Origin of the sequence: Arthrobacter sp. CC3, assembly GCF_039907775.1 — a bacterium.
Classification (GTDB): Bacteria; Actinomycetota; Actinomycetes; order Actinomycetales; family Micrococcaceae; genus Arthrobacter.
Window position 1 is genome coordinate 1 of record NZ_JARCCY010000052.1, and the last position, 13,688, is coordinate 13,688.

The 13,688-nt window shown below is 62.0% G+C and carries 12 protein-coding genes and 1 pseudogene; 9 read left to right on the plus strand and 4 right to left on the minus strand.

Annotated elements, in window-relative coordinates:
* Positions 1-334: 334 nt before the first annotated feature.
* The 4 genes from PV761_RS21285 to PV761_RS21300 form a co-directional block, all read right to left on the minus strand.
* Entirely contained in the window at positions 335-1,303 is a 969-nt protein-coding gene (locus PV761_RS21285) for a glycosyl hydrolase family 32 (RefSeq protein ID WP_347899598.1), read from the minus strand.
* Between the two features lie 54 nt (positions 1,304-1,357).
* Positions 1,358-2,242 carry a carbohydrate ABC transporter permease gene (locus tag PV761_RS21290; RefSeq protein WP_347899599.1) on the minus strand — a complete coding sequence of 295 codons (885 nt, stop codon included), beginning with the start codon at positions 2,240-2,242 and terminating at the stop codon, positions 1,358-1,360.
* Positions 2,242-3,210, minus strand: a complete 969-nt coding sequence (locus PV761_RS21295) for a sugar ABC transporter permease (RefSeq protein ID WP_347899600.1) — start codon at positions 3,208-3,210, stop codon at positions 2,242-2,244. The genes PV761_RS21290 and PV761_RS21295 overlap by 1 nt, the downstream gene beginning before the upstream one ends.
* Before the next feature lie 76 nt (positions 3,211-3,286).
* On the minus strand, positions 3,287-4,642 hold the full coding sequence (locus PV761_RS21300) for a sugar ABC transporter substrate-binding protein (RefSeq protein ID WP_347899601.1): 1,356 nt from the start codon (positions 4,640-4,642) through the stop codon (positions 3,287-3,289).
* 229 nt (positions 4,643-4,871) lie between these two features.
* Between PV761_RS21300 and PV761_RS21305 the strand changes: the two genes are divergently transcribed.
* The 9 genes and pseudogenes from PV761_RS21305 to PV761_RS21345 all read left to right on the plus strand — a co-directional run bounded on the left by PV761_RS21305 (position 4,872) and on the right by PV761_RS21345 (position 13,682).
* The gene (locus tag PV761_RS21305) at positions 4,872-5,888 is read left to right on the plus strand and encodes a LacI family DNA-binding transcriptional regulator (protein ID WP_347899621.1); all 1,017 of its coding nucleotides are present in this window, start codon (positions 4,872-4,874) and stop codon (positions 5,886-5,888) included.
* A gap of 319 nt (positions 5,889-6,207) precedes the next feature.
* Positions 6,208-7,010 (plus strand): annotated as a pseudogene (locus PV761_RS21310) (hypothetical protein).
* 63 nt (positions 7,011-7,073) lie between these two features.
* Positions 7,074-7,787 (plus strand): SDR family oxidoreductase, encoded by a 714-nt coding sequence (locus PV761_RS21315; RefSeq protein ID WP_347899602.1) that lies wholly within the window; start codon positions 7,074-7,076, stop codon positions 7,785-7,787.
* 125 nt (positions 7,788-7,912) lie between these two features.
* Positions 7,913-8,911 (plus strand): NADP-dependent oxidoreductase, encoded by a 999-nt coding sequence (locus PV761_RS21320; RefSeq protein WP_347899603.1) that lies wholly within the window; start codon positions 7,913-7,915, stop codon positions 8,909-8,911.
* 48 nt (positions 8,912-8,959) lie between these two features.
* Entirely contained in the window at positions 8,960-9,826 is an 867-nt protein-coding gene (locus PV761_RS21325; RefSeq protein WP_347899604.1) for an alpha/beta hydrolase, read from the plus strand.
* Positions 9,827-9,854: 28 nt separating this feature from the next.
* Entirely contained in the window at positions 9,855-10,664 is an 810-nt protein-coding gene (locus tag PV761_RS21330) for a strictosidine synthase (RefSeq protein WP_347899605.1), read from the plus strand.
* Between the two features lie 83 nt (positions 10,665-10,747).
* Positions 10,748-11,350: a TetR/AcrR family transcriptional regulator gene (locus tag PV761_RS21335; RefSeq protein WP_028270732.1), complete on the plus strand. Its 603-nt coding sequence runs from the start codon at positions 10,748-10,750 to the stop codon at positions 11,348-11,350.
* Positions 11,351-11,700: 350 nt separating this feature from the next.
* The gene (locus PV761_RS21340) at positions 11,701-12,711 is read left to right on the plus strand and encodes a LacI family DNA-binding transcriptional regulator (RefSeq protein WP_347899622.1); all 1,011 of its coding nucleotides are present in this window, start codon (positions 11,701-11,703) and stop codon (positions 12,709-12,711) included.
* Positions 12,708-13,682 (plus strand): ABC transporter permease subunit, encoded by a 975-nt coding sequence (locus PV761_RS21345; RefSeq protein ID WP_347899606.1) that lies wholly within the window; start codon positions 12,708-12,710, stop codon positions 13,680-13,682. The genes PV761_RS21340 and PV761_RS21345 overlap by 4 nt, the downstream gene beginning before the upstream one ends.
* The last annotated feature ends 6 nt before the right edge of the window (positions 13,683-13,688 follow it).

Sequence of the window (13,688 nt, forward strand, 5' to 3'; positions counted from 1 at the left end):
TCGCACTGACCTACCGTGCCGGCGTCGTCCTCTACGCAGTCGTCATCTGGCTACGCCAATAAGGAGACACGCCCTAGTCCTGGGCGCCCCATCCAGCCTGAGTCCTGTCCTGGCATGAGGCCGGGCCGGGGTGGGACGTCGATGGTGCTGGAACCCGTGACGGGAGTACTGGCTCCTACCATTGTTCTGGCTTCTTCGGCAGTCGGCACGGGCAGCTGCTCTCCCCAGTGCACAATTGCCGGTAATTGCCCGTTCATGGCGTCGAGTACCACCGACACTCCACCTGCTGCCAGGTGCAGGATCGCCCCTGGGTTGCGGGTCGGCATTGAAGTCCTCATGAGTTCCTGGGTGTTGCAGCGGTGGTCAGGCTTCCGCGTGCGGGATCCCAGTGGACCGGCACGGGGTCGGACACCAGGCCGTCGAACGTGCCATCGCTGTTGGCGTCATGGCAGGCCATCATGATCCATTGGCCGGACCTGTCCTGGACGAGTTTTCCGCTATAGAGCGGTGCCGTGGTGACTACGGCGGCGGATGCGACGTCGAAGGGACCACTGAGATGGTGGGTTTCGAGGCTCCAGATGCCGCCGCCGTCGAACCCTGCGGCTTTCTTGGCGGAAAGCGTATCCACGCCGCACGAGAACACTAAAAGGGTCCTGCCGTCCAGCACTACGGTTTGGGGGACCTCGAGGTGTCCGAATCCGGAGCCTGGCTGGCTGAGGGGTGGCCTGACTTCCCAGGATGAGAGGTCGGGTGAGACTGCGTGGCCGATGACGCCGCGGTCATCGTCCCCACCCTCATTCGCGCGGGCGGTGATGAGCATGTGCCAGCCCTCGCCGTCCGGGTCGGCGAAGACCCAGGGGTCCCGCCATGCTTCTTCCGGCCAGCTGCTGTCACCGTATCGTTCGTACCAGCGGCGGTCAGGTTCAAGCACGACGGCGGGTTGCTTGGTCCAGGTGTAAAGGTCCGGGGACGTTGCAACACCGATGGCCTCGATGTTGTGGGTGTCATAAAAGCGCGCGCCGGTGTAGAACATCCGCCACATCCCGTCCGGGCCCTGGACCACGCTGCCCGTCCAGGTGGAGGTTGCGTCGAACGCCTCCGGATCATCCGGCTGCAGGACCACGCCGTGGGGTTCCCACGTGATCAGGTCCTGTGAGGTGGCGTGCCCGATCCGGGCATTGCGGTGCCGCAGGGCCGGGTCTCCCAGGCTCTTGGAGGCATGGAGGTAGAACATGTGGAACGTGTCGCCGTCGTCGGCGATCCAGAAGTCCCATACCCATGAGTCTTTGAGGCTGAAGGCCAAAGTAGTGCACCTATTCTTTTCGTTGAGGTGGGCCGGTCGGGTCGACGCAGAGCGTCAGCCCTTGATGGCGGAGCTGCTGATACTGGCGACGAACCAGCGCTGGAAGATCAGGAAGACCGCCAGGACCGGGACGATGAACATCGTGCCGAAGGCAAGCACTTGGCCCCATTCGGGAGGCTGCTGGTTCTGGAAGATGCTGATCGCCAACGGCAGTGGCCGGACGGTCGGGTCTGAGACCATCAGGACCGGCCACAGGTAGGATCCCCACTGAGCCAGGAAGGTCAGGATGGCCACTGTGGCGAATGCCGGCTTGGTGATGGGGACGATGACTTGGAAGAACGTCCTGAACGGCCCGGCCCCATCGAGCCTCGCGGCCTCTTCGATTTCGCCTGGGACGTCCAGGAAGAACGTGTAGAAGAGGAAGATCGAGAACGCGTTGGCCATGAACGGGATCGCCTGGATGACGACGGTGTCCCGCTGCCCCGAAAACATGTAGTACAAGGGAAGAGCGACGGCTTCGAACGGGATGATCGTCAGGATGATCACCAGCAGGAACAGCACCTTCTTGCCGCGCCATTTCATCCTCGCGAACGAATAGGCCGCCATGGAATTCACGATCAGGCTGCCGGCAACCACGGCTGTGGTGACGATGATCGATACCAGGGCGAACTGGCCGAAGTAGCCGGTGGCATCTGAATTGAGGTGGTCGAAAACGCCGGCGTAGTTGTCGAAGGACAGGTTGGTTGGGACGAAGCCGCTCAGTCCGCTCAGAACCTCCGAGGATGGCCGGAAGCTGCCAACAATCAGGTAGTAGACGGGCAGGAAAAAGAACAGCGCGACAACGGTCAGGATCAGGTAATGGAGTGCTGTTTGCCAGCGACGGGTGCGTTTCATGCTGCTGGATCGCCGGGTTGGCTCCATGGTTTTGGCCATCGTCATCAGACCCCTCCTCGCTGGCGCACGGCGGCGCGTTGGATGATTGCGATCACGGTAATGATCAGCATGAAAATGACAGTCATGGCAGCGGCCTGGCCCACGTTGTTATTGTCGAACCCTGTGTTGATGATTTGCGTCATGACGGTCTCGGTGGAACCACGGTCAACGCTGCCGGAGCGGCTCAGCAGGTACACCTGGTCGAACAGCCTGAACGAAAAGATGGTCGTTATGAGCGCAACGAAGATCAGGGTGTTCCGGATGCCGGGAACAGTGACGTTGATGAACTGCTGCCATTTGTTGGCCCGGTCCAGCGATGCGGCTTCGTAAAGTTCGGTGGGAACGCTCTGCAGGGCGGCCAGGACAATGATCATTTGGAAACTCACGCTTTGCCAGATCGACATGACAATGATGGAACCAAGTGCCGTGGAGGGACTGCCGAGCCAGTCGTGGCTGGACAAAGCGCCCCCGCTGAAGAGCCCCAGGATGGCGTTCAGGAGGCCTTCATCTCCGCGGGAGTAGATAAGCCGCCAGATCACCGCGGTAAGGGCCAGCGGGAAGACCAAGGGCATGAAGATGAACGTCCTGAAGACCACCATCCCGCGCAGCTTGCGGTTGACCAGTACAGCCAGGCCCAAGGCCAGAACCGTTTGTACGGGAACAACAATGAGGGCGAAGGTGAAGTTGTTCAGCAGTGCCTGGCCGAAGGCTGCGGACAGGTCAGGATCGGTGAACAGGCGTGTGTACTGTTCAAATCCTATGAACCGTGCGGGGCGGGGGCTGTTCAGCTGCACCCGGTAGAAGGAGAGGACGACTGCGAGCACGAACGGCGCCACCAGGAAGATGGCGAGGCCGATCAGCGCCGGGCTGGCGAACAGCGGGCCCGCGAACCGGTGCCCGGTCAGAACGGCCGAAGACTGTCGCTTGGCCGGGGCCGCTGCGGGGGCCGGGATCTTTTGGATTTCAGTGGTCATGATGAAGGCTTTCGCTGGGAGCGAGTCCGGCGGTCCGCGCCGCCCCTGAATGGGGCGGCCGGACTGCTGCGGAGGTCTATTTCTTGTATCCGTCGTTGTCGGCGAAGTTCTGGTCGATGGCGCGGGCTGCGGCGCTCAGGGCTTCCTTGGCGTTCTTGCCTGAGTAGATGGCGGCCTCTGCTTTGCCGACCTGATCCGTCACGATGGGGTAACCGGCGGTCACGGGCCGTGTGACGCTGACACACGTCTCGGTGATCTGTTCTTCGGGTCCGCACGCCTTGCTCAGCTGGTCGCCAAGCAGCTGCAACTGCTTGCCGGGGCCGTAAAGGCTTGAAGCTGACAGTGCCGTTTTGGTCGCCGGCGGGGCCCCGTTTGCGTCGGTGTAGATGCGTACGCTTTCGTCGGACATCAGGAAGTCCAGGAACTTCCCGGAGGCGGTGCCGTTCTTGCTGGTGGCGCCCATGCCCCATGCGAAGGTACCGGAGGCGGTTTTGGTTCCTTTCCCGAAGTTGGGCAAGGGAATGGACACCAAATCGCTGCCAAGGGCTTTGTAGGTCGGGTAGGTCCAATGCCCCACCCAGCTCAGCGCAACCCGCCCGTTCGGGAATGCCAGGCCGTCAGCGTTCGGATCGGTGTACTTCTTCCAGGACGCGAGCGTCGTCAGCGATTTGACGTTGGCGTCGGAGTCCAAAGCTCCGACGGCCTTGTTGTCCTTGAGCATCGTGCCACCACCGGACCAGATGACCGGCCCGGCAGAACAGCACGTTCCCCACTCTCCAGCGAAGCCATACTGTTCGGACAGGTCCAGCGGTTTTCCCCCGGGGACGACGGCCGCGAGCTTATCCAGGACCCCGGTGAACTCCTCAGCCGTCCAGGCTTCTTCCGGAGTGGTCGGATACGTGACACCTGCAGAATCCAGGAGTTTCTTGTTGCCCCACAGGGCCAGGCCCGCGTTCATCATGCCCACGCCATACACGGCGCCGTCCACAGTGTTCTGCGCGTTGATGGAGTCCGTCTGGTTGGACAGCGTTTCCCCGGAGACGGAGCCCTTCAGGGGTGCCATCTTGCCGTTATAGACGAAGCTGGCCAGTGTAGGGCCGTCGAAGTCGAGTACATCCGGCAGGTCGCCGGGGGCTGCCGAGTTGACTGCTTTGGTGTACTGGTCCGAGGGGAAGAGTTTGAGGTTCACTTTGATCTTGTTCTGGGACGTTTCGAAGTTGGAGATGATCTTCTTCAACGCGTCATTCTCGGCTGCCTGACCATCAACGGCCCAGACGTTTATGGTGCCTTCGCCGGATCCCGCTTCGACGGATGGGCCGGCGTTGCCGGTGTCCGGTCCGCCGCAGCCGGTCAGTGACAGGGCTGCTACGGAAACGGCAGCTGCGGCCGCAATGATCCCCGCCGTGCGACGGGACTTTGGAATGGTCATCATCATTGATTCCTCTTGGAAATGTGGAACTTATGGAAGCGTTTCGATGCCTGGATATCGTCAGGCGGGGGGCGTGAGGAGGGTCACTTCTCAGCGGCACAATGCGAGTCTACGCGGGTAGAATCATTCGTGCAAGAGGTGACTTAGGTGCCGAAAATTAGCGCAAGTATGTGCATTCAAGGGAGTCCACCCGGGTAGACTGAGTTCAACAATGAGGTGAAAGGTGTTCTCGATGGCAAGTGTGCAGACACAGGCGGGTTCCGGGAAAGTCACGCGAACTGACGTCGCCCGCTACGCGGGCGTCAGTACCGCCGTCGTCAGTTATGTGATCAACGGCGGCCCCAAACCGGTGGCGAAGGCAACAGCAGAGCGCGTGCGGGAGGCCATCAAGGCGCTTCAGTACCAGCCGAACGCAACTGCCCGCGCCCTGACCATGGGCTCCGCCCGGCTTCTGGGGATCATCGTCCCGGACAGCACCAACCCGTACTTCGCCGAGCTGACGGACACTATCGCGCAGGCGGCGGCCACCCGCGGTTATGCCCTCCTGACCGCGAACTCCCGCACCGACGCGGAGACCGAGCGGCAAAACACAGTCAATCTCGTATCCCGGCAGGTTGACGCGATCATCCTCGCGACAGTTCTGCCACCCAGTGAAGTCGCCGCCATGCAGGTCCATGGCATTCGCCGTGTGCTCATCGACCAGTCCAGCATCGTGCACGGCATACCGATCATCAGTACAGACTTTGAACAGGGCGCCGCCCTGGGCGTCCAGCACCTGATCGGACACGGGCATCGGGATATCGGCATATTGGTGGGTAGGGACATTGACCCTTCACGCGCAGACCCGCGACACAATGGCTGGAAGAAGGCCCTCAACGAGGCGGGCCTGCCTGAGGGGCCGGCCGAGCTCACCGACTTCACGCGTCAGGGCGGGTACGAAGCGACCCGCCGGCTGCTGGCGTTGCCAAAGCCGCCGACAGCGATCTTCGCCAGCTCCGACCTGCTGGCGGTGGGCGCTCTTCGCGCCATTCACGAAGCCAACCTGTCCATACCGGAGGATATTGCCATTGTTTCGTTCGATGGAACATCTGAATCGGAATTCAGCTGGCCCCAGCTGACCACAGTGCGGCAGCCCATCGATCGGATCGCAGAGAGGGTTCTTGCAGCCGCCCTGTCACCGGAAGATCCGGGGGGCGGGATCGAGCTCCTCACCACCGATCTCATCGTTCGCAAGTCTTGCGGCTGCTGACCCTGGAGCCCAGGTAGCTTTCCCGCAGATTCTTTGGACCCACGACATACAAAAAGGACAGAACCAAGCCTCTAACCGATCGCTTCTTGCCCTCCTGATTCTCATGGGAATATATCCTGAGCACACTCAGTTATGAGTGTAGTCACCAACGTGCGGACGCATTAGCAGTCTTAGCGTCCACGGCGGCCGAACTACGGCTGGACGGCGGTGATGCTCTGATACATCGAACGCAAAGGACTATCCCGTGACCCTTTCCGCCCTGTGGCAACCACTTACTCTTGGGCGCCTTGACCTATCCCGTCGGCTGGCGCTGGCACCCATGACGAGAAACCGCTCCAGCCCTGATGGCGCGCCGGGCGACTTAGCGGCCGAGTACTACGGGCAGCGCGCCTCCTTGGGATTGATCATCACCGAGGGCACCCAGCCGTCGGCAGACGGACAGGGCTATGCCAACACACCGGGGATCTACACACCCGAGCATGTCGAGGGCTGGCGAAGCGTCACCGAAGCAGTTCACGCCCGCGGCGGGGCGGTGTTCATCCAACTCATGCACGCGGGCCGCATGTCCCACCCGGACAACACTCCTCATCACCGTCAGCCCGTGGCGCCCTCGGCGATCTCCGCAGACCAGGATATTCTCACGCCGACCGGACCCCAGAAAACGCCGACACCACGAGAGCTCAGCACCGAGGATATCCAGAACACCGTGGCTGACTTCCGCCACGCGGCGGCATCGGCCATCGCAGCCGGCGCCGACGGAGTTGAAATCCATGGAGCGAACGGTTATCTCCTGCACCAGTTCCTCTCCCCCAACGGTTATCTCCTGCACCAGTTCCTCTCCCCCAACGCAAACCACCGCACCGACGCGTACGGCGGATCAATAGAAAACCGGTCGAGGTTCGTGATCGAACTCGCCCAGGCCCTGGCCGATGAAATCGGCGCAGACAGGGTGGGTATCCGCCTCTCCCCCGCCATGCCACTGGGTGGCATCAACGAGGGCGACACCGAGAGGGTGTTGAGCGCCTGCGCGCAAACGCCCCGCTCAACGAGCTGGATCCCAACACCCTCTACGGCGGCGGGGCAACCGGATACACCGACTACCCGGCCCTTGCCCACGCCTAATCCCGCACCACACCACCCAGGCCGACCGGCATGGATGGAAATCAGCACAAGAAAGTTCGTGAAATGCACTCACTCAATGGAGCAGTCGTCCTCGTCACCGGCGCAAACGGCGGCATCGGAACCCACTTCGTCCACACAGCCCTCGCACGCGGCGCCAGCAAGGTTTACGCCACCGCCCGCACCCCCCGCACCTGGGAGGACGAACGCATCGTCCCACTGACCCTCGATATCACAGACCCGGCCTCAATACGGGCCGCCGTCGAGGCTGCGGGCGACGTCACAGTGTTGATCAACAACGCTGGAGCATCCGTTGCAACCCCCGGCATCCTTTCCCACACCGACGCGGAAATCCGGACCAACGTCGAGACAAACTTCCTCGGCCCGCTCTTCCTCGCCCGCGCATTCGCGCCGATCCTGTCAGCCAAGGACACATCCGCAATCATCGACATCCACTCCGCAATGAGCTGGTACGCCGTCGGCGGCATTTACAGTGCCACCAAAGCGGCCCTCTGGTCGGCCACGAACTCGCTGCGCCTGGAACTCGCCGCCGAAGGAGTACACGTGGTGGGAGTCCATGTCGGCTACGTCGACACGGCGATGGCGGCGCATGCCACCGACCCCAAGATGGACCCGGCCGATCTGGTCACCACGGTATTTGATGCCCTCGAAGCCGGCGAGTACGAAGTTCTCGCCGACGAGACGTCCGTGCAGCTCAAGGCCGGACTCAGCGCCCCCATCGAGGCGCTCTACCCCCAACTTGCGCCCAGCAAGTCTTAGCAACAGCTGCCGTGCCGTGGTGATGGGGTCAACCCATCATCACGGCACTTTTCATTGACGCTTACCAATTAACTGAGTATAGTCATAATTGACTAGAGTCACTTTACTATAAGGAGCATCGCGGCATGCGGGCATTCGTTATCACCAAGTACAAGGAACCGCTGCGCGAAGCCGAGGTTGCTGAACCGACCGTCGGCGAGCGGGACGTGCTGGTGCAGGTGCACGCTGCCGGCCTGAACCAGCTGGACGAGAAGATCCGCCTGGGCGAGTTCAAGCAGATCCTTCCCTACAAGCTCCAGTTGGTCCTCGGCAACGACGTAGCCGGCACCGTGCTGAGCGTCGGGGAAAAGGTGAAGGAGTTCAAGCCCGGGGATGAGGTCTACGCCCGTCCGAACCAGAACCGCATCGGCACGTTCGCTGAACGCGTTGCCATTGCGGAGGAAGACCTTGCGCTCAAGCCCGAATCGGCCACCATGGAGGAGGCCGGATCGCTGCCACTGGTAGCCCTTACCGCATGGCAGGCCCTCGTCGAGCAGGGCAACGTGCGTCCAGGGCAGAAAGTTCTCATTCATGCCGGCGCAGGCGGAGTCGGTTCCATCGCCATCCAGCTCGCCAAGCATCTCGGCGCGACCGTCGCAACCACCGCCAGCAGCTCCAACGCCGGGTTCGTACGGGACCTCGGCGCCGACGTCGTCATCGACTACCGCACCCAGGACTTCGAGCAACTCCTGGGCGGATACGATCTGGTGCTCGACAGCCTCGGAGGGCAAAACCTGCAGAAATCACTGCGCATCCTCAAGCCCGGTGGGAAGGCGATTGGAATCGCCGGCCCGCCCGATCCGGCCTTCGCCCGCACAGCAGGCCTCAACCCCCTGCTACGCCTTGTGATCACAGGGCTCAGCAGCAAGATCAGGAAGCAAGCCAGGAAGCTCGGCGTCAGCTACGAGTTTCTCTTCATGAGGGCCAGCGGCGACCAACTACGTCAAATCAGCGCCCTGGTTGACGCCGGCGTGCTACGCCCCGTCGTAGGGAAGGTCTTCACCTTCGGCCAGGCTCCAGAGGCACTGCAATCCCTGGCCGCAGGGGGCTTCCGGGGCAAAGCAGTGCTCACCGTCACCGGCTGACCCGCCGATACCCGCTCTTCACGCAGAGAACACAGGAGTACAACCGTCATGGACAACATCGACGCCCCAAACGAGCCAGTCGTCACCTCGTACGCGAAGGCACCTGCCAGCACCATTACCGCCGGAGGCGTCAGCTACGCCTATCGCGAGCTTGGGCCGAAGGGCGGGATCCCCGTCTTGTTCTTCGTGCACCTGGCAGCCACCCTCGATAACTGGGACCCCCGTATCATCGACCCCATTGCCAGGAACCGCCACGTCATCACCTTCGACCAGCCCGGCGTCGGCGCTTCCACTGGACAAGTTCCCGACAGTATCGAAGCAATGGCCGACGACGCCTACACCTTCATCCAGGCCCTCGGGTTCGACACGATTGATGTCTTCTCCTTCTCCCTGGGCGGCATGGTCGCCCAGGACCTGGTCATCAAACATCCCGATCTTGTCCGCAAGCTCGTGCTGACCGGAACCGGTCCGCGCGGAGGTAAGGACATCGACAAGGTCGTCGGCACCACCTACCGGGACATCCTCCGGGCAACCCTGACCCGGTCCGACCCCAAGGAATTCCTGTTCTTCAACCGGAACGCCACCGGCAAACCCGCTGCGAAAGTCTTCATCAAACGCCTGCAGGAACGAACCGAGAACCGTGACAAGCCAATCAGCACCCGGGCATTTCAGACGCAGCTGAAGGCAATCCAGAAGTTCGGCCGCTCGGCCCCGTCGGACCTGTCCATCCTCACTCAGCCCGCACTGATCTCCAATGGCGACAACGACCGCATGGTGCCTTCCGTGCTCTCTGAGGACCTGCATCACCGCATCAAGGCATCCGAATTGATCATCTACCCCGACTCCGGCCACGGTGGTATCTTCCAGTACCACGCCACGTTCGCACCCGCCGTCGTCGAATTCCTCGCCCCCTGACCGCAACGCTCGCGACAGGAAGGCACCCATGGGCACCCCACCGGCAACAACAGCCCAACCGCAGGTGACAAAGCACTTCACGTCTTCGGTCCTGCTCTGGGTGCGCACCGAGCAAGCGCGCCAAACCGGCATGGACTACTGGAAGGGCCCGCACTCGGGCATCATCGCCGCCACACCAGGGCTGGAGGAGTACCGGCAGATCCACCTCGCCGAACACAACCCCGGCCTATGGCCCGCAACCACAGGCGTGGAGACCGCCATCCCTGCAGAGCGGAAGATCGACGGCATCGCGGAAGTCACTTTCCAATCCGCGCTTTCGCCGCTCAAGGGGCGCAAGCAGACCGCCCTGGCCTACAAGGACGAAGTCAACGTATTCCGCCGCACCCTTCTCTACGCCGGCCCGCCGAACACTTCACGCTGGCATGACGTCGCGTCCCCGGTAGAGACTGTCGGGGCCCGCGCGGTCATCTACCTCCGCCGCCGCCCCGGTGTCCGCCCAGGTGAATTCCGGCGGGCCGTGAAAAAGGAACTTGTTCCTGCCCTGGCTGATACTGGGATGCTAAAGGAACTGCGCACCCAGTCATTCATGCCATGGATTAAAAAGATGTGGGACACACCCCGCGTCGCCCACGACAACCCGGCGGACCAACGCTTCCACGCATCAATCATCCTGGGATTCGCCGAACCGGCAGCCCGCGCCGCATTCCTTAGCAGCCCTACCGTCCGCAACCTCTCGCATCAACTGAAGCCAGTGGTCTCTGCCATCCATGCCTATGACGTTGAAGCAGCACTGACGTACGTCAAGAGTGGCCGGATCCTCCCCCACTACAAAGAGTAGGGGCGCCGACCGGAGGGCCCGGTCTCCGCAGCTTCGATATACTCATTATTGAGTCCAGTCAGTTTACGTCCAGAGGAACCCACATGCCTGTCACATCCCAGCCGCCCGGACGGCGCGAGCGGAACAAGCAGGAGAAGCTGGACCGCATCACGGCCGCAGCCACGGAGCTGTTCGCCGAATACGGGGTCGAGGACGTCACCACCCAGCAGATCGCCGACAAAGCCGACATCGGCACCGGAACCCTTTTTCTCTACGCCAAAACCAAGGGAGAACTCCTCCTCCTCGTTCAGAACGCCAACTACGCCGAAGCTCTCCAGCGGGGCCGGGCGGATGCTGAAACCATCCGGGATGCCCTGGGTGCGGTGATGGCCGTCGTGCGGCCGATCGTGGAGTGCAACCGAACCCAAATCGACAACGGACGCTTCTACCTGCGAGAAATGGTCTTCGGCGACCCTACGGAGCCACACCACAGCGCAGCACTATCCATCGTTGGGCAAACCGAGGAGGCCATTGCCGCCATACTGGACCGGGACGAACTGGGCGGCGTGGGTGACGCCGCGACGACGGCGCGCATCATCTCGGCGATCATGTTTGTCAGCATGGCCGCAAGTGTGAACGCTGGATTGGAAATTGAAGCACTGGTACAGGACATCAGGACACAAATCAGCCTGCTGATACCCCGCTGACGCGGCCGGCAAACTCGATCTGGACGGCAGCCGATCGTTATGTTTGCGGTCGACGGGACAAACCTCTGGCCTCTTGCCATAGCGCACTGGCACACGGATGGCCTGAAATCAGCACCACTCGCCAACGCCCACTTGCAGGAATATCAGCGCTTTTCCGTTGGACCGGCGGGGCCGCGCGGGGCGGGGCGGAAAGCGTAACTTTCGGAGGAAGCCTGCCCACCGGGCCGAAGGGTCTTGACGCCGAATGTGATGCCCGCTACTGTTGACAAAGTTATACGAATAACCAACCGGATTACTAACGGCCCGAGGAGGTGCCCATGGCTGGACTGCGGCCGAAATCGGGACCAACGATGCATGACGTCGCTGCTGCTGCCGGCGTCTCGCAGGCCACTGTATCCCTGGTGCTGAATTCAGCTTCCGGGTCTCGGTTCTCAGAGGAGACCCGGAAGAGGGTTCGGGAGGCTGTGGATCGGCTGGGGTACCGCACCAACGCCCATGCCAAGGTTCTTCGTGAGGGCGTGGCCGGCATGATCGGGTTCATCGGTGACTCGGTGGCTACCACGCCTTTCGCCGGCGCGATCATTGAAGGTGCCCAGCAGCGGGCATGGGAGGACGGGCTCCTCCTTCTCACGGTAAACACCGGCGGAGACAAAGAACTTGAGGCAGCATCCCTGGACGCCATGCTCTCCTACAAAGTTGCAGGAGTGGTGTACGCGGGCATGTACCACCGTCGTCTGGACGTCCCGGAGGCTCTGACGGGCGTCCGATCAGTGGTCCTAAATTCCCAGGACCGGGCCGGACGGGTTGCAAGTGTCGCTCCCGACGAAGTCACGGGCGGGCATTCGGCCACTCGCCGATTGCTCCAAGCCGGTCATTCCCGGATCGCGCTGATCAATATTGAAAGCCTTGAAAGCGAACTTCCGGCCGCCGTCGGGCGGTACAACGGCTACCGGAAAGCACTCGAGGAAGCAGGCCTGGAACTGGACCCGGAGCTGGTCCGCTTCGGCAAAGGCGGCGAGGAAGACGGCTACAAGTACGCGATGGAGCTGTTGGCCTCCAGTAACCCACCCACCGCGATTTTCTGTGCCAATGACCGCGGCGCCTGGGGCGCCTACCAGGCGGTGTCGGACCTGCGCCTTTCAATTCCTGAGGACGTGTCCATTGTGGGCTTCGACAATCAGGCGACTTTGGCCCCGTTTCTCCGGCCGGGCCTAACTACCTTTGAATTGCCGTTCGTCGCCATGGGCCGGCGAGCGGTTGAACTGATCCTCCAGGACGCGGAACCCGATGGCCGGGTCGAGCTGATGGATTGCCCTCTGATCGAACGAAATTCAGTGACTCACCCTAAGGAGATGCCATGAGCCGCACCATCCCGGCCCAGCGCGGGCGTCCAGCCGCGGCACCGTTGCCGCAACGAAAAATTTCTCTTTCGCTCCGCCTGAAGAGAGTTTCCCGTGCCTGGCAGTTATACGTATTACTAGCGCCCGCCGTGATCTACATCCTGGTCTTCAAGTACTGGCCGATGTATGGCGTGCAGATCGCTTTCAAGAACTACAACCCCGCGGACGGGTTCACCGATAGTCCGTGGGTGGGCTTGACGCACTTCATCAGGTTCGTGAACTCCTACCAGTTCGGCCAGGTCGTCGGCAACACGCTCTGGATCGCCGTGCTGGGCCTTTTGCTTGCCTTCCCCATCCCGATCATCCTGGCGCTGCTGGTTAATCAGCTCCAGAGCGAGAGGTTCAAGAAGTTCACCCAGACGGTGCTCTATTCCCCGGCTTTCATCTCCACGGTCGTGGTGGTCGGCATCATGTTCGTGGTCCTGTCCCCCAGGTCAGGCCTCGTGAACAACGCCATTCAGCTGGGCGGCGGGGAGCCGGTCTTCTTCATGGGCTCCGCTGAGTGGTTCCGCCCCATTTACGTGATGTCCGACGTCTGGCAGAACGCCGGTTTCTCCATGATCGTCTACCTCGCTGCACTTGCGGCCATCGACCCGGCACTGCATGACGCGGCCAAGGTCGACGGCGCCTCCAAGCTCCAGCGGATCCGGCACATTGACCTTCCCGGCATCATGCCGGTCGTGACCATCCTGTTCATCCTGGCCATCGGAAACCTGCTCAACGTCGGATTCGAGAAGGCACTGCTGATGCAGACGCCACTGAATATCTCGACCTCGGAGATCATCCAGACCTACGTCTACCACGCAGGCCTGCAGCAGGCGCAGTTCAGCTACTCCGCCGCCATCGGCCTGTTCAACTCCCTCCTCAACCTGGCGCTGCTACTCGTCTTCAACACGATCGCGCGCCGGGCCAACCAAGCGACCCTGTGGTGATGCCGA